The organism is Paraliobacillus quinghaiensis, assembly GCF_003426025.1.
GTDB classification, from domain to species: Bacteria; Bacillota; Bacilli; order Bacillales; family Amphibacillaceae; genus Paraliobacillus_A; species Paraliobacillus_A quinghaiensis.
This window is the reverse complement of sequence record NZ_QJSH01000015.1, coordinates 57,976-75,396: the sequence shown is the minus strand read 5'-3', so window position 1 is coordinate 75,396 and position 17,421 is coordinate 57,976. Positions and strand designations below refer to the sequence as shown.

The window sequence follows — 17,421 nt, the reverse complement described above, 5'->3', positions numbered from 1 at the left end:
AGAATATATCGGTCGTCAGCAGAATATATCGGTCGTCAGCAGAATATATCGGTCGTCAGCAGAATATATCGGTCGTCAGCAGAATATATCGGTCGTCAGCAGAATATATCGGTCGTCAGCAGAATATCGTCGTGCCCTTTGTTTTGACGATTAGATTATTTTTGGGTAGAGTATGAATTAGGAAAAACAGTCGGGAGGAACATTGTCCAATGGAAACTATTGATCAATTAAAAGTACAACAAGAGTTAGAACGCTATCTTGATAAAGATGTTTATGTACATATGGAGACAACAAATGGCGCTTATGCAAGTCATCATAATGAAAATGCATTTAATGTTGGCGTGTTTATCCGTAATGCAAAGGTGCGTTATCATCAAGCAAAGATTATGGGTGACGCAAGAAGTTATCGAATTGGTTTAAAAACGGAAAATGGGTGGATTTACGCTGAAGGTGTGCGAGAATACGAAATAGATGAAGAAGGGCGTTTACTAATTGCGGGACATGATCTAGAAGGTCGATTATTGGTAACCTTAGAAATAAGTAAAACACCTTTTAAAAATGAAAGCTAAGCACACAACAAAGATACATAATAAAGGAGATGGAGTTAAGATGGAAAATCATGTAGTTGTCATTTTCCCGCATCCAGATGATGAAGCTTTTGGTGCCTCTGGTAGCATTGCTCAATTTCGCGAACAAGGGGTGCCGGTCACCTATTTGTGTGGAACGTTAGGAGAAATGGGAAGAAATATGGGGAAACCAACCTTTGCAACTCGAGAAACTTTACCACAAATACGAAAAAAGGAATTAGTTGCAGCTTGTGAAGAGTTAGATATTGAAGTGAAAATGCTTGGTTATAGAGATAAAACCCTGGAATTTGAATCAAGAGATGAAATTGCGGCGGATCTATTAACATATTTAGAAGAAATAGAGCCAAGTCTCGTCATCACTCATTACCCAGGTCATGCTGTACACCCAGATCATGATGCATTTGGTGCAGCAGCTATCGAAGCGGTTAGTCGTATGACACCAGATAAAAGACCAACTGTGTGGGCACAAGCAATTACTAACACAAGAGTGGAAGACCTAGGGGAAGCAGATATCTCTTTAGATATTACACCTTACTTTGAGAAAAAAGTTCAAACAATTAAAGCGCATAAATCACAGGCAGCAGGTGTACTAGGTAGCTTAAACCAGTCTGCTGGTGATATAGCAGAAATAGCAAAAAAACGATTATCAACTGAACAATTTTATATATGGAACTTTTAACTTGAATTAGGACGTTTAACAATTAAACGTTCTTTTTTAAACGGCTGATTGCCTAAGCTTGAAGGTTATGACTAATTTAATATAGACTGCGTCGTAATGAACCTTTCTAACCGCAGGCACGGCTTTAGCTAACTCGAAGGGAAAACAGCCTCCGTGTGGATCTTCAGCTCGGGGGACTTCAATTATCAAAAACACTCGCTGATGTAGCGGGTGAAGAATTTGTGAAAAGAGTCTTTTTAATAGAAAGGTGTTTAAAAGACTAGTAGCTGAGGAATAAGATAATTAAATGATTATTTTTTTATCAATTATCATACAATATTAATAAGTACAAGGAGGTTGAAATAATTTATGGATAAAAGATTATATCGTTCAAGTAGTAACAAAATGGTATCTGGAGTATTAGGTGGTATTGCAGAGTATTTTAATTTTGATGCAACAATATTACGTTTGATTTTTGTTGTGGCTTTACCATTCACTGCATTTTTCCCATTATTTTTCGTTTATATTGCGGCTGCGTTCATTATGCCGATTGATGGAGAAGTATAAGTATGAAGCGGTGGATTCTATCTTTATTACTTAGTGCAATTGCTTTAATTGTTGTGTCCGAAATATTTGACTCCTTTTATATTGAAGGATTTGGTACTGCTTTTTTAGCTAGTTTCATTTTGTCTATCTTAAATGTGATTGTAAAACCAATACTCGTTTTACTCACATTACCAATTACGTTTTTGTCATTAGGTTTATTTTTATTTGTTATTAACGCGATCACATTAATGATAACACAAGCGATGATAGGTGAAAGCTTTGTGATTGATGGTTTTGGCATAGCAATCCTAGCTGCAATCGTTTTGTCTATCTTAAATCTTATTTTAAACAAATTAGTTAAAGACACGCTATTAAAATAAGTAAGGCACAGAGAATATATTCTCTGTGTTTTTTTAATGTGATATTTTTTTATGAGTATGTTTGCGATATAATGTAACAGATTATAACGTAAAATGAGGTGATTTTTTGCAAGCACAAGATCCCATTCTCTTCTTTGAATTTGAGGATGATTTGGGTAGTAGTAATCCAGTATTATTTACTAATCCAATTAAAATATTTCAAACATCTGACTTAGCTGAAATCCCTTCAATATTTAGTGAAGTAGAACAAGCTATCGATGATGGTTTTTATGTTGCTGGATATGTATCATATGAAGCAGCTCCAGCTTTCGAATCACGTTATAACGTGCAAACTGGAGCGATATTACCACTTGTGTGGTTTGCTACTTATAAAGAACCATCCGCTTCTGAATTGAACCAATCTAAGCAGGCGTATAGCGTGTCAGATTGGTCATTTATAACAAACTATCAGAACTATCATGAAGGTATAAAAGCGATCAAACAAGCAATTGCTCGTGGTGATACATATCAAGTGAATTACACAACGCGTATGCGTGCTAATTTTTCAGGTGAAGATCTGGCCTTTTATCAACAATTGGTTAAGAATCAACAAGCTCCATATGGCGCTTATTTAAACATTGGAGATTTTCAAATCCTATCAGCGTCACCTGAGCTTTTTTTTCGAGTTAAAGGTGAGAAGGTTACAACAAAGCCAATGAAAGGTACGATCCATCGTGGGCGATATTTAAAAGAAGATTATCAACTGATGAAACAATTAAAAAGCTCTGAAAAAGAAAGGGCAGAGAATATGATGATTGTTGATCTATTGCGCAATGATTTAGGTAAGATTGCAGTACCTGGAACAGTAACTGTATCAAAACTTCTAGATGTTGAATCTTACCCAACAGTTAACCAGATGACATCAACTATTACAGCTGAATTGCAAGCAAAAACTACTCTGTTTGATTGGTTTAAAGCTTTATTTCCTTGCGGTTCTATTACTGGTGCCCCCAAAATTAAAACGATGGAATATATTGCAGATTTAGAAAAAACACCTCGAGAAGTTTATTGTGGGGCAATTGGTTATATTACCCCAGAAAGGGAGGCTGTTTTTAATGTGCCAATTCGGACAGTAGTGATCGATAAAAAAGAGCAGACCGCTACATATGGGGTTGGTGGTGGCGTGACTTGGGATTCAACCGTGAAAAATGAATATGAAGAAATGCGGACTAAAGCAAAAATGCTTACAGAGGATCGACAAGATTTTCAATTATTAGAATCCATTTTGCTTGAAGATAGTAACTACCCTTTATTAGATTACCATATGAAACGGCTGACCGATTCAGCTCATTATTTTAATTATCCAAATTTAAAAGAGAAGATTAATGAATCATTGGATAAAGTAAAAACAAACTATCCAAAAGGGAAGTATAAAGTGCGTTTGCTAACAGACCAATATGGTGAAGTCTCTTTAGATGTTAAGCCAGTGGAAGAGTTAAGAGATAAAGTAATGTGTATTCTCGCAAAAGCACCAATTGATGACAGGAACCCTTACCTTTATCACAAGACGACTAATCGTAAGCAATATGAGGTACATACAAGTGGTGAGCCATCTATTTTTTCTACATTATTATGGAATGAAAGAAAAGAGATAACGGAATTTACTTTTGGTAATGTTGTGGTCGAGTACAATGGGAATTATTATACACCGCCAGTAGATTCAGGGTTATTATCAGGTACCTTTCGACAATACTTATTGGATACAGGTGTTATTACAGAAAAAACAATTAAAATAGAGGATTTAGAGCAAATAGATCGTGTTTGGTTTATTAATAGCGTTAGAGGTTGGATTCAAGTAGAGTTAAGTTCATGATAAGGAATATCTTGTCTGATTATCTGATTAAGTTGATGATTGTCTCTATGAAAAATGCTACAATAGATATACCCATGAATCCTTAACTAAAATAAGGTAATGGTAAGAGTAAGATGGAGGGATCAAGATGACGAAGATTCACACGCAAGATTTAGTAGATCAGTTTAAATTGGAATTATTGGCCGGAAAAGAAGGCTTACAACGAGAAATAATCATGAGTGATATATCACGACCAGGAATTGAAATGACAGGCTATTTTAGATATTACCCTAAAAAACGTTTACAATTACTAGGTAAAACTGAAATGTCTTACTATAAAGATTTGAACACAGAAGAACGATCAGAGCGTGCAAAGAAAATGTGCACGGAGGAAACACCGGGAATTGTTGTATCAAGAGGGATGGAAGTGCCACATGAACTAATTGAAGCTTGTGAAGAAGGAAACGTTCCTTTACTACGATCACCTTATAAAACAACGCGTGTGGTTAGTCGACTAACCAATTATCTGGAAGCTAAATTTGCTCCATTCACTGCCATGCATGGTGTATTGGTAGATATTTATGGAGTTGGTGTATTAATAATGGGACAGAGTGGTGTCGGGAAAAGTGAAACCGCTCTTGAGCTAGTTAAAAGAGGCCACCGTCTTGTCGCAGATGATAGTGTTGAGATTAGACAGGAAGATTATGACCGCCTAATTGGCACGTCACCTCCATTAATTGAGCATTTATTAGAAATTAGAGGGCTCGGTATAATAAATGTCATGACATTATTTGGTGCTGGATCGGTTCGTTCACACAAAAAAATCTCCTATATAATCAATTTAGAATCTTGGGATGAGAAGAAACAATATGACCGTCTAGGATTAGATGAAGAAACTATGAAAATTATTGATGTTGATGTACCAAAAGCAACATTACCAGTGCGCCCAGGTCGAAATTTAGCAGTTATCATAGAAGTAGCTGCAATGAACTTCCGATTAAAACAGATGGGAGTAAATGCTGCAGAAGAATTTTCTACAAGATTAACAACAATGATTGGTGAAGAGAAAACAAATTTAGGCGTTGATTACGATTTAGAATAATAATAGAGGGGGAATTAATTTTGCTATTTAACATATCACCACCGATTGATCGTATTTTTCTGGATATAGGTCCTTTTACCATTTATTGGTATGCGGTAATTATTGTGACCGGGGTTTTCCTTGGGTTATGGATTGCAACAAGGGAAGCAGATCGATTAGGTTTACAAAAAGATTTATTTACTGATTTAATAATATTTGCGTTACCAATTGCAATTATTTCTGCGAGGATTTATTATGTAGTCTTTGAATGGCAGCAATATCAAGATGGCCCTTGGTGGGGTGTATTTGCTGTTTGGGAAGGCGGTATTGCGATTCACGGAGCACTAATAGGTTCTGTTATTACGGCTTACATCTTTGCATGTGTGAAAAAGGTTTCCTTTTGGCAATTGGCCGATATTGCGGCCCCTGGTATTATTTTAGGGCAAGCAATTGGTAGGTGGGGAAATTTTGTAAACCAAGAAGCACATGGCGGACCTGTATCAGATGCGGCATATGATAATTTCATTAGATTCTTACCAGACTTTATTGAAAATCAAATGTACATAGGTGGTGTTTTGTACCATCCAACTTTTTTATATGAATCTTTATGGAGTACTGCAGGTTTAATTTTATTGCTTGTACTGAGAAGATATAATCCTTTACGCGGTGAAGTATTCTTAAGTTATGTCATTTGGTATTCAATTGGCCGTTATTTTATCGAAGGTATGCGGACAGATAGTCTTTATATTATTGGAGAACTAAGAACAGCCCAAGTTATTTCCATTATACTTGTGGTAGTTGGTGCCGCCTTAATCATTTATCGTCGTAAAGCAAAAGTAGTTAATAGACGATATAATGGTAAAAAAATATAATGGGGGCATAATTGTGAAGGGTACGTTGTTAAGGGGGCTAAAACAGGGTTCTCACGTAACATGGACATTAAGTAAAGTTATTTTTCCAATAACAGTTATTATTACAATACTTCAATATACACCTGTTTTACCTTGGTTAATAGAGTTATTAACACCAATGATGAGTTGGATTGGTTTATCAGGTGAAGCAGCAGTTCCATTAGTACTAGGAAACACACTGAATCTATATGCAGGAATTGCGGCGATTGTTTCATTTGATTTTACAGTAAAAGAAGTTTTTATTATGGCAATCATGTTGTCTTTTTCTCATAACTTATTTATCGAATCCTCTGTAGCAACACGAGTTGGAATCAAATGGCCAATTGTTGTCGGAATTCGAGTTGGACTTGCTCTCTTTGCTGCATTTGTAATCCATATCTTTTGGGATGGAGGACAGGAATTTGCGCAATATGGTCTAATCTCACCAAATACAGTTGCACCAGAAGGATGGTTAGCGATAGGTCTAGAAGGCTTTCAAACAGCACTAATGAGTGTAATACAGTTAGCTTTAATAGTGATTCCTCTTATGCTCGTGCTGCAATACTTTCGTGAGCTAGGTTGGATGGAGAAAATATCAAACTTATTAGCTCCATTTACACGAGTAATGGGGATGGAAAAAAATGCTTCAATGACGCTAGTCGCTGGATTGACAATAGGTTTAGCGTATGGAGCAGGAGTGATGGTGCAAGCAGTAAAAGAAGACGGTGTATCAAAAAAAGACATGTACTTGGCATTTATTTTTCTTGTCTCATGTCACGCAGTTGTAGAAGATACATTAGTCTTTATTCCACTAGGAATTCCAGTCTGGCCATTACTGTTAATTCGATTGACAACTGCAATAATTTTAACAGCAGGCGTTGGTTTCATTTGGAATAGAAATCAAGCTAGAATTAGGAAGGAAGACAGCACACATGAGCATACGTACGATACTATTTGATTTGGATGGGACTTTAATCAATACAAATGATTTGATTATCGAATCTTTTACGCACACATTAGAAAAACATATTCCAACACCGTTTACACGAGAAGAAATATTAAACTTTATAGGACCACCTTTATATGATAGTTTTCATTCAGTAGCCCCTGATCAAGTGGAAGAGATGATGGTTACTTATCGTGAACATAATATTTCTAATCATGAAAAGTTTGTAAAAGCATACCCAACTGTAGTTGAAACAATTACTACCTTAAAAGAAAAAGGGTATACGTTAGGGATTGTCACAACCAAAATTCGTGATACTGCAGAACTTGGAATGAAAATTACTGGCTTATTAGATATGTTTGATGTCATTGTAGGATTAGATGATGTTACTAATGCTAAGCCACATCCAGAACCAATTTTTAAAGCACTCAATCAGTTAGGTGCGCATCCACAGACTACCTTAATGGTTGGCGACAATTATCATGATATTGAAGCGGGACAAAATGCTGGCACGAAAACTGCGGGTGTTGCTTGGACGATTAAAGGAAAAGAATTTTTAGCAAGCTATAAACCTGATTATATGCTAGAAGAAATGCGAGATTTATTAGATATTCTTGAGGTGTAATAATGCGGAAAACGGAACGTTATCGTGTTCAAGGAGCTAACTCATTATGGCACATATACAAAACAGTGCCATTTTTGAAAGTAATAAAAAATTTCACTGTCATTCAGATCGCTAGATATACACCGTTTCTATCAATGAAAAATTGGTTGTATCGTCATTTTTTACGAATGAATGTTGGAGATAAGACAGCTTTTGCTTTAATGGTTATGCTGGATATTATGTTTCCTGAACGTATTTCAGTTGGTAAAAATACTGTAATTGGCTACAATACAACAATTCTAGCCCATGAATATCTAATTAAGGAATACCGATTAGGTGATGTAAAAATTGGGAATGAAGTAATGATAGGAGCGAATAGCACCGTTTTACCTGGTGTTACAATCGGTGATGGTGCGATTGTTTCAGCTGGTACAGTTGTGCATAAAGATGTTGCTAGCGGTACTTTTGTTGCAGGAAATCCTATGCGCGTGATCTATTCAAAAGAAGAAATGGAAGAGCGAGACACTCAAGATGCTTTTTTGAAAAAGCATTGATTATTAATACGGTTAACGATAGCAGTATTTTAGTTAATTTGCCTCAAGATACGCGTGAAACAATATGTTTCATGCGTTTTCCTATATTGTATAGTTAGAAATAAGGATAGAGAGGGGACAGCAATGTTATTTTCTAATTTGGATCGACAAAGTATGTGTGAAGCATTAACAAGTCAGACGCATGATTGTTTAGTGATAGGTGGAGGTATTACAGGAGCTGGTATTGCTCTTGATGCCGCTTCACGTGGAATGAAAACAGCAGTGGTAGATATGCAAGACTTCTCAGCTGGAACATCAAGTCGTTCTACGAAACTAATTCATGGTGGACTCCGCTATTTGGAGCAAGCTGAAATAAAAATGGTAGCTGAGGTTGGTAAAGAAAGAGTGGTAGTATATGAAAATGGTCCGCATGTCACCAAACCAGAAACTATGTTATTGCCATTTTATGAGAAAGGTAATTTGACGCCACTTAAAGCTAAAATGGGTCTGAAGATGTATGACGTATTAGCAGGTGTAAAAAAACAAGAACGGCATCAAATGTTGTCTAAGAAAGTAACATTAAAAAAGGAACCGCTATTACAACCAGCCAAACTTAAAGGTGCGGGCTTCTATGTGGAATATAAAACAGATGACGCACGTTTGACGATTGAGGTAATGAAAAAAGCAGTCCAACTAGGTGCAACGGCACTAAATTACATGAAGGTGAACAGCTTACTTTATGATTCCGACAAGAAAGTAAATGGAGTTGAATTAGAGGATCAAATTACCGGAGAAACCTATCAAGTTTTTGCTAAAAAAATTATTAATGCAACAGGGCCTTGGGTAGATTCTATTCGAGAAATGGATAAGTCAAAAGAAGAAAAATCACTTTATTTAACAAAGGGCGTTCATCTTGTTTTTGATCAAAAAGTGTTTCCATTAAAACAAGCGATATATTTTGATCATGTGGATGGCCGGATGATCTTTGCTATTCCACGTGACGGTAAAACTTATTTAGGAACAACGGACACACCTTTTGAAGGAGAAGATCTTGCAGATCCACCTGTTGAAGAAGCGGACCGTACCTATTTATTAGATACTATAGCGCATATGTTTCCAACTTTAAACATAGACGAAACGGATATTGAATCCAGCTGGGCAGGTTTACGCCCCTTAATTGCTGAAGCTGGTAAGAAACCTGGTGAAATTTCACGGAAGGATGAAGTGTTTGTTTCCTCTTCAGGTTTATTGTCCATTGCTGGTGGGAAATTAACTGCTTATCGCAAAATGGCTGAAGATGTGGTCGATTTAGTCGCCAAACAATTGAAGCAAGAAGTGGAAATTCTTTATTCAAAATCTGATACAAAAAATATGCCAATTTCCGGTGGTGAGGTTGGTGGCTCTGAAGGCTTTGAAACATTTAAACAAGCTCAACTTAGTGAAACCAAAGATCTCCCGATAGATCATCAAACAAAAGAACAATATATTAATCGGTATGGTGCCAATGTAACAAAAGTGTGGGATTATCTGCGGACACATCAAGAAGAAGCGGCTAAATATGATGTTGAACCGATTGTCTTTGCTGCATTGCTTTATGGATTACACGAAGAATGTATTTATAAACCACTAGATTTTTTCGCGCAACGTTCAGGTGCTATTTATTTCGATATACCTGTTATTAAACGTAATGCCGCAGGAGTTTTAGCTTATTTACAAGATGTATTGCGTTGGGAAACAGAGGAGACAGCTTACTATCGTCGCGAAATAAATCAAATTATTGAAGAATTTGCAGGGTAGCTCATTGGGTACTGAATGAATTGATTAAAAACTTGGCGGATGTCAAGTTTTTTTGTTGTATTTTGAACAAAACTATCATTTCTTGTATATGAAGGATGTTAAAACTGTGATATACTTTCACACGATAAGCTATAAAAAACAAAATAAAAAAAGGCACTCGGACATATATTCCTTTATTTTTGATAAATAGCGCAAATTTGAAGGTACTGTGGACATTTGTTACGCTATTTATCTATAAAGCGGTCAACTTCAAGTGATTTTCGTCAAATAACGTACCTAATGTCCGTGAAAAATTAATATACAGACTTGATAATAAAATCGACATTAAAGAAAAGGTTTTTAATAAATTAATGCTCATCATGAAAGGGGGAAGGCATATGATTACATTGGATGAGGTAAATGAGAAAAATGAAACAAACAATAATGTCCTCCCATTTGTACCAGAAGGTGATTTCTATTTTTCAAAAGGCGTGGATGCTTTCTATAAAAGAAAATTTGATATTGCATTAAAATGGTTAAAAAAAGCAAAAGAGGCAGACCCGGATGAACCATTATATCCATGTCAGATGTCAATTATATATACAGAGATTGGTGCATATCACGCAGCCAACAAAATTCTAACAGAAATTATTGAAACACATGGTGATGATTATCTTGATTGTTATTACTTGATTTCTAACAACTTTGCACATCTTGGATTACTTCAAGATGCTGAAAAATATGCTACACTTTATCTCAAAAAAGCTCCAGATGGTGAATTTAAAGAAGAAACAGAGAGTCTGTTAACCGTTTTAGAGCTAAGCAAAGATGAAGAAGATGACGAGGATTGGTTTACGGAAGACGAAGATGAACTGGTTATGTATCAAGAGACAGCTTTTTATCACTTAGAGAGACAGGAATGGGAGCAAGCAATTCCGTTATTACAAGAAATGATGACTCTTTTCCCAGACCATATTACGGCGAAACATGAATATAACTATGCATTATTTTTTTCGGGAAATCAACAAGAAGCAATTGAGTTGGAAGAGAAATGGTTAGAGAAGGATCAGCAATCTATTTTTAGTAGAACAAATCTAATCTTATTCTATAATGAATTACAGGAGTTCGAAAAAGTAGATATATTACTAAAATCTATTGCAAATATCTATCCGATTCATGAACAGCAAAAATTACGGATTGCGACTACACTCGCGCATATCAAACACTATAAAACTGCTTATGCACGTTTTTCCCTTTTGGCAAAATCTAAATTAAAAGGGCATATTAGTTATTTTAAATATTACAGTACTACAGCATTCCAAGTTGGTGATATGCAGCGTGCTAAAAAGATTTGGCACGAAGGATGCAAACAGCATACCGTATTGCAACAGGAAATTGCACCATGGGAATTGGATTAAAACTTTTTACGTACTAATTTTAAAGATGAGCAGATTAGTAGACGATCAATTTGAAATATACCATAATGGGTATAGTGGAATTATCAATGAGAGGATGAAGAATAAATGACTGAAGAACGTATTTATGATGTCATTATAGTCGGTGCTGGTCCAGCTGGAATGACAGCTGCTGTTTATACTTCACGGGCAAATTTAGACACATTAATGATTGAGCGTGGTATTCCTGGTGGACAGATGGCTAATACAGAAGATGTAGAAAATTATCCAGGGTATGATAGTATTTTAGGTCCTGATCTATCCAATAAAATGTTTGAGCACTCTAAAAAGTTTGGTGCAGAATATGCATATGGTGATATTAAAGAAGTAATTGATGGAGAAGAGTATAAGACAATAATTGCAGGTAGTAAAGAATATAAAGCAAGAGCAATTATTATTGCAACAGGGGCACAGTATAAAAAATTAGGTGTACCTGGTGAAGAGGAATTAAGTGGTCGAGGTGTATCTTATTGTGCAGTTTGTGATGGAGCATTTTTTAAAGACAAAGAGCTCCTAGTTATTGGCGGAGGAGACTCGGCAGTAGAAGAAGGTGTTTATCTTACACGATATGCAAAGAAAGTTACAATTGTACACCGTCGTGATGAGTTAAGAGCACAAAAGATTCTACAAGATCGTGCTTTTAAAAATGAAAAAATTGATTTTATTTGGGATACTATTGTAAGAAATATTAATGGTAAAGATGGTAAGGTCAGCAGTTTAACATTGAAAAATAAAAAAACTGGTGAAGAATACGATCATGCAGCTGATGGTACATTTATCTATATTGGTATGGTCCCGTTGAGTGAGCCATTTAAATCATTAGGTATTACGGATGAAGAAGGTTATATTCCAACAAATGAAAAAATGGAAACTTCTATCCCGGGAGTATTTGCTGCTGGTGATATTAGAGATAAAGAATTACGTCAAATAGTTACCGCAACAGGTGATGGAAGTATTGCAGCACAAGCAGCACAAGCATATGTTGAGGAGTTAATGGAATCCTTAAAAGTAGTTCAATAAGCTGTAATAAGGTGCAATCAGAACGTAATTGCATCTTAACGATCCTGTAACACGCATGCAATATAAATGGGGTACACTATAAGTACTAATTGACCCCCTTTAATAATATATATTTGGCACAGGCGATAAGATCGCCTGTGTATTTTTTTGTGATTAAGATTAGATAGGTGACTTGGGATATAGTATAATGAATACATATTAATTAATAAAGAGAGTGTGAATTGATTTGCAACGGGTGACAAATTGTATTTTAAAACAGCAAGATCAGGTGCTTTTATTAAAAAAACCTAGCCGTGGCTGGTATGCAATGCCCGGTGGCAAGATGGAACAAGGAGAATCTCTGAAGGAATCTGTTGTAAGAGAATACCGTGAAGAAACAGGATTACATTTAATTGACCCCTCTTTGCGTGGTATTTTTACAATGGTTAAAATTGAGGATGACGTCATTCAAAGAGAGTGGATGATGTTTACATTTGTGTGCGAAGTTAGTCAAGGAGAAATCGTTGATTTTTGTAGAGAAGGTGAATTAGAATGGGTGCCGATTGAAAATGTATTGGATAAGCCTATGGCACCGAGTGATCGTTATATTCACCGAAAATTACTTTTTGATAATAAAGTAACACATGGAATATTTAATTATACAACAAACTATGAACTACTTAATCATAGATTAGAATAAAGCTATCTCTAAACATTTAAACCAAGACTGATTTCTAAAATGTTAATGACGCAGTATAGATAGAATGCGTATTAAAAGAATGTCTAGACCCACTCCTCAAATGAAATTGACTCCCTTTCCATGGAAAGCGAGTCCATTTCACTGATGGAGCGGGTATGGAGTTCATACCTTTAGTTACGACACATTATATATCAACTGTGAAATTTAAAGTAAGGCAATGAAACCATGAAACGAGCCTAAATAAAGGAGTGATCGATGATGACACATGAGAAGGAAACAAAATTAGTCATTATTACAGGGATGTCTGGTGCAGGTAAAACTGTAGCTGTCCAAAGCTTTGAAGACCTAGGATATTATTGTGTTGATAATTTACCACCAGCACTACTTCCAAAATTTTTAGAATTAATGAAAGATGCTAGTAATAACATTCAAAAAGTCGCATTGGTAATGGATTTACGAGGAAGAGAATTTTTCGACACATTATTTGATGCATTAGATACATTAGGAAAAGCAGATTGGTTAGAGGAGCATATCTTATTTTTAGATGCACAAGAAAAAATGCTTGTTTCTCGATATAAAGAAACAAGAAGAACACATCCACTAGCGCCAGATGGATTACCGCTTGATGGAATCAAACAAGAGCGGGTGATGTTAGATGAGTTAAGAGGAAGAGCGCAATATTTTATTGATACTACAAATTTAAAACCAAAAGAACTTCGAGAAAAGATTGTTGAAAAATATGGTGAAGAAGAACAAAAAATATTTTCCGTTCATGCGGTATCATTCGGTTTTAAATATGGCTTACCAATAGATGCTGATTTAGTATTCGATGTACGTTTTTTGCCAAATCCACATTATGTAGAGCATATGCGGCCATTAACAGGTTTAAATTCAGAGGTTTCTTCATATGTTTTTAAATGGTCAGATACACAGAAATTTTTAGAAAAAATTGTTGATCTGTTAACCTTTATGTTACCTCAATATAAAAAAGAAGGAAAAAGTCAGTTAGTAATTGCAATTGGTTGCACTGGTGGCCAACATCGCTCTGTAGCGCTTGCTGAGTACCTGAAAAACCATTTTTCTAAGCAATACATTACCCATGTTAGTCATCGAGATATCGATAAAAGAAAGGGACATTAAGCTATGGAAAGTAAGCAGAAAAGTGTAGTTGTACTGGGTGGGGGAACAGGTATGCCAGTATTACTACGTGGCTTAAAGGAACATCCAATTGATCTATCTGCAATTGTAACAGTAGCAGATGATGGTGGGAGTTCTGGGAGATTAAGAACAGAAATGTCAATGCCTGCCCCTGGAGATATTCGTAACGTAATTGCTGCCCTATCAGAAGTAGAGCCAATGTTATTGCAGTTATTTCAACATCGGTTTCAAAATGGAAAAGGTCTCTCAGGTCATTCAATGGGTAATTTATTATTAGCCGCAATGACATCTGTTACGGGAGACTTTTATAATGGGATTAAAGAGATATCTCGTGTATTAAATGTAAAAGGAAATATCTATCCAATTGCGAATCATAATATGTTTCTCCACGCAGAAATGGCCGATGGAGAAATAATCGCAGGTGAATCAAATATTCCGTTAGCAAACAAGGTCATTAAGCGTGTATTCTTACAACCAGATCCAGTTCTGCCACTTCCTGAAGCAGTTGAAGCGATTAAGCAAGCCGACATAATTGTTATCGCACCTGGTAGTTTGTATACAAGTACGATGCCCAACTTGGTAGTTCCGCAAATTGGAGATGCACTCCGTCATACTAATGGAAAAGTAGTCTATGTTTGTAACGTTATGACGCAAGCTGGAGAAACAATGAATTATACTGCTGCTGATCATATTGAAGCAATTAGAGACCATATTGGAGTAGATTGTGTTGATTCTATTCTTGTACACAATAAGCCAATAGCTGGAGATTATCGAAAAAAGTATGCAGAAGAAAACGCTGAACCTGTTATCTATGATACAGATCGATTAATTGAGATGGGATTAGATATTATCGAAGCAGATATCATTGATCATAGTAAAAAAATGTTGCGACACGATACTAAAAAAGTAGCAGAATTACTGTGTTCTCTGGTATGATTATAGTTTAGAAGCAAGTTAGGAAGGTGAAGAAATGTCTTTTGCATCGGAAATAAAAAAAGAGTTAACTCAGATTGAGAATCAATCGTGCTGTGCAGAAGCAGAACTTGCAGCCTTAATTCGAATGAATGGAGCCATCTCTTTATCAAGACAAGAATATGTATTAGATGTACAGACCGAGAATGCTGCAATTGCTCGTCGGATCTATACGTTAATAAAAACACTATACGGTTGTCCAATTAAATTACTTGTTCGGAAGAAAATGAAGTTAAAGAAAAATAATGTCTACATTGTTCGTATCACTGAAAGAGCACGAGATATTTTAGCAGATTTAAATATTTTGGAAGAACCATTTTCTCTTGTCCGAACAATTTCACCTAAATATCTAAGGAAAAGATGTTGCAAGCGTGCTTATTTACGAGGTGCCTTTTTAGCAGGTGGATCAGTAAATAATCCTGAAACATCTTCTTATCATTTAGAGATAGCAAATGTATACCAAGAGCACAATGATTCTTTATGTGAATTAATGAATTCATTTGATTTACATGCGCGTATTTTGGAAAGAAGAAATGGCTATATTTCATATATTAAAGAAGCAGAAAAAATTACGGAATTTTTTAATTATATAGGTGCACATCAAGCATTACTTAAATTTGAAGATGTTCGAATTATGCGCGATATGCGTAATTCGGTGAATAGACTAGTTAATTGTGAAACGGCTAATCTAAATAAAACAATTGGTGCAGCATTTCGCCAAGTTGAAAATATAAAGTTTATTGAAAGGACCGTTGGACTGCATGCATTGCCTGACAAATTGCAAGAGATTGCTAGGTTACGTGTCCAACATCAAGATGTATCGTTAAAAGAATTAGGGGAATTAGTTTCTGGTGGAAAGATTAGTAAATCAGGTATTAATCATCGACTAAAAAAGATTGATCAATTCGCTGAACAACTACTGAATGAGCAACCGATACAACCTAATAGTTAGAAGAAAGCCTGATCTACATCGATTGCAGTCGATTATTTGACTGTTATCGATGTTATTTTTTAGGAATTTTCGTTGTTAATGTATGCGTTTTCATGTTATAATGCTGGTTAGGTTAACATAGTATATTTATTGGTAATAATTTAGTTATTCATGCTTTCTTTTTGTAATTCAATTTGAGAGGAGACTTATCGATGGTGGAAAAAACGGTAGTAGTTGGAGTAGAACCAGGCCTACAAGCAAGCGCAGCAGCGGGGTTTGTTCAAAAAGCAAATAGTTTTGCAGCTGAAATATTTTTGGAAAAAAATAATAGAAGGGTAAACGCTAAAAGTATTATGGGGTTGTTAAGTTTAGCGGTAGCTAGCGGCGAAACAGTGACTTTAATTGGAGATGGCGCGGATGATCAAGCTGGTATTGATGCATTAACAGCATTTTTAACTGAACCAACGAAAGTTTAATATTTTAAAACGTTTTTAATTAAAATCACCAATTGATTTATCTCTGCGATTTTTAATTAATAGACAGTAAAGTTATCTTTAAGGGAAGTTTCATTTAAAAATAAGGACTGAGCTTTTTTATTAAGCTCAGTCCTTATTACATTTTATTTAGTTGGTTTTTTTTCCATTACTTTGTCAATTAAACCATATTCTTTTGCTTTATCTGCATCCATAAAGTTATCACGATCTGTATCGCGTTGAATAACATCAATTGGTTGTCCAGTACGATCAGAATAAATTTTGTTTAACTTGTCACGCATTTGAATAATTCTTTTAGCATGAATTTCAATATCTGATGCTTGCCCTTGTGTTCCACCTAATGGTTGGTGAATCATAACTTCACTGTTTGGTAGTGCATAACGTTTTCCAGGTGCACCTGTAGCTAATAAGAATGACCCCATTGATGCAGCCATACCTACACAGATAGTAGAAACGTCTGGTTTAATAAATTGCATTGTATCGTAAATTGCCATCCCAGCTGTTATAGAGCCACCTGGTGAATTAATGTAGAGTGAAATATCTTTATCTGGACTTTCTGCTTCTAAGAATAAAAGCTGTGCCACAATACTGTTGGCAACATTATCATCAATCGCACTACCTAACATAATAATGCGGTCTTTTAATAAACGAGAATAGATGTCATAAGCACGTTCTCCGCGGTTTGTTTGTTCAATAACTGTTGGTATCAAATTCATTGCAATCTTCCTCCTTCATAATCATCGGTTCCATTAGTGAATTAACTAACTATGTATATAGTAACTAAATGGTCAATAAAGGTCAAACGAAATACACTTCCTTTTGACTTTTATTTTAGATATATCTAATTGTATCGTACCCAATCAGATGGTAATATAAACCTT

19 protein-coding genes are annotated in these 17,421 nt (G+C 35.5%); 18 read left to right on the top strand and 1 reads right to left on the bottom strand.

Annotated features, from left to right (window positions below; genetic code table 11):
- Positions 1 to 209: 209 nt before the first annotated feature.
- From D2K40_RS11120 to D2K40_RS11035, 18 genes are all read left to right on the top strand, one after another.
- Positions 210 to 569 (top strand): YojF family protein, encoded by a 360-nt coding sequence (locus D2K40_RS11120; RefSeq protein WP_117155943.1) that lies wholly within the window; start codon positions 210 to 212, stop codon positions 567 to 569.
- Positions 570 to 609: 40 nt separating this feature from the next.
- Positions 610 to 1,266, top strand: coding sequence for a bacillithiol biosynthesis deacetylase BshB2 (bshB2, locus tag D2K40_RS11115; protein ID WP_117155941.1), 657 nt, complete (start codon positions 610 to 612; stop codon positions 1,264 to 1,266).
- Positions 1,267 to 1,614: 348 nt separating this feature from the next.
- Positions 1,615 to 1,812 (top strand): PspC domain-containing protein, encoded by a 198-nt coding sequence (locus tag D2K40_RS11110; RefSeq protein WP_117155939.1) that lies wholly within the window; start codon positions 1,615 to 1,617, stop codon positions 1,810 to 1,812.
- Between the two features lie 2 nt (positions 1,813 to 1,814).
- On the top strand, positions 1,815 to 2,171 hold the full coding sequence (locus D2K40_RS11105; protein ID WP_117155937.1) for a phage holin family protein: 357 nt from the start codon (positions 1,815 to 1,817) through the stop codon (positions 2,169 to 2,171).
- A 106-nt stretch (positions 2,172 to 2,277) separates the two neighbouring features.
- Positions 2,278 to 4,023 carry an aminodeoxychorismate synthase component I gene (pabB, locus tag D2K40_RS11100; RefSeq protein WP_117155935.1) on the top strand — a complete coding sequence of 582 codons (1,746 nt, stop codon included), beginning with the start codon at positions 2,278 to 2,280 and terminating at the stop codon, positions 4,021 to 4,023.
- 127 nt (positions 4,024 to 4,150) lie between these two features.
- A complete protein-coding gene (gene hprK / locus D2K40_RS11095) occupies positions 4,151 to 5,104 on the top strand; it encodes an HPr(Ser) kinase/phosphatase (protein WP_117155933.1) in 954 nt (317 codons plus the stop codon).
- A 20-nt stretch (positions 5,105 to 5,124) separates the two neighbouring features.
- A complete protein-coding gene (gene lgt / locus D2K40_RS11090) occupies positions 5,125 to 5,955 on the top strand; it encodes a prolipoprotein diacylglyceryl transferase (RefSeq protein WP_373285571.1) in 831 nt (276 codons plus the stop codon).
- Positions 5,956 to 5,968: 13 nt separating this feature from the next.
- Positions 5,969 to 6,931: a nucleoside recognition domain-containing protein gene (locus D2K40_RS11085; RefSeq protein ID WP_117155929.1), complete on the top strand. Its 963-nt coding sequence runs from the start codon at positions 5,969 to 5,971 to the stop codon at positions 6,929 to 6,931.
- Positions 6,906 to 7,544 (top strand): pyrophosphatase PpaX, encoded by a 639-nt coding sequence (ppaX, locus tag D2K40_RS11080; protein ID WP_117155927.1) that lies wholly within the window; start codon positions 6,906 to 6,908, stop codon positions 7,542 to 7,544. Before D2K40_RS11085 ends, ppaX begins: the two co-directional genes overlap by 26 nt.
- Before the next feature lie 2 nt (positions 7,545 to 7,546).
- Positions 7,547 to 8,077, top strand: a complete 531-nt coding sequence (locus tag D2K40_RS11075) for an acyltransferase (RefSeq protein ID WP_117155925.1) — start codon at positions 7,547 to 7,549, stop codon at positions 8,075 to 8,077.
- 123 nt (positions 8,078 to 8,200) lie between these two features.
- Entirely contained in the window at positions 8,201 to 9,853 is a 1,653-nt protein-coding gene (locus D2K40_RS11070; RefSeq protein WP_117155923.1) for a glycerol-3-phosphate dehydrogenase/oxidase, read from the top strand.
- Positions 9,854 to 10,230: 377 nt separating this feature from the next.
- Complete coding sequence (locus D2K40_RS11065) at positions 10,231 to 11,250, top strand: tetratricopeptide repeat protein (protein ID WP_117155921.1); 1,020 nt, start codon at positions 10,231 to 10,233, stop codon at positions 11,248 to 11,250.
- A 105-nt stretch (positions 11,251 to 11,355) separates the two neighbouring features.
- The gene (gene trxB, locus D2K40_RS11060; RefSeq protein WP_117155919.1) at positions 11,356 to 12,306 is read left to right on the top strand and encodes a thioredoxin-disulfide reductase; all 951 of its coding nucleotides are present in this window, start codon (positions 11,356 to 11,358) and stop codon (positions 12,304 to 12,306) included.
- A gap of 226 nt (positions 12,307 to 12,532) precedes the next feature.
- Entirely contained in the window at positions 12,533 to 12,985 is a 453-nt protein-coding gene (locus D2K40_RS11055; RefSeq protein ID WP_117155917.1) for an NUDIX hydrolase, read from the top strand.
- 258 nt (positions 12,986 to 13,243) lie between these two features.
- Complete coding sequence (gene rapZ / locus D2K40_RS11050; protein ID WP_117155915.1) at positions 13,244 to 14,125, top strand: RNase adapter RapZ; 882 nt, start codon at positions 13,244 to 13,246, stop codon at positions 14,123 to 14,125.
- A 3-nt stretch (positions 14,126 to 14,128) separates the two neighbouring features.
- Complete coding sequence (locus D2K40_RS11045) at positions 14,129 to 15,079, top strand: gluconeogenesis factor YvcK family protein (protein WP_117155913.1); 951 nt, start codon at positions 14,129 to 14,131, stop codon at positions 15,077 to 15,079.
- Between the two features lie 34 nt (positions 15,080 to 15,113).
- Positions 15,114 to 16,067, top strand: coding sequence for a DNA-binding protein WhiA (gene whiA / locus D2K40_RS11040; RefSeq protein WP_117155911.1), 954 nt, complete (start codon positions 15,114 to 15,116; stop codon positions 16,065 to 16,067).
- Between the two features lie 191 nt (positions 16,068 to 16,258).
- Positions 16,259 to 16,522, top strand: a complete 264-nt coding sequence (locus D2K40_RS11035; RefSeq protein ID WP_117155909.1) for an HPr family phosphocarrier protein — start codon at positions 16,259 to 16,261, stop codon at positions 16,520 to 16,522.
- A 143-nt stretch (positions 16,523 to 16,665) separates the two neighbouring features.
- Here the strand turns inward: D2K40_RS11035 and clpP are convergent, their stop codons facing one another.
- Positions 16,666 to 17,256: an ATP-dependent Clp endopeptidase proteolytic subunit ClpP gene (gene clpP / locus D2K40_RS11030; protein WP_117155907.1), complete on the bottom strand. Its 591-nt coding sequence runs from the start codon at positions 17,254 to 17,256 to the stop codon at positions 16,666 to 16,668.
- Positions 17,257 to 17,421: the final 165 nt, after the last annotated feature.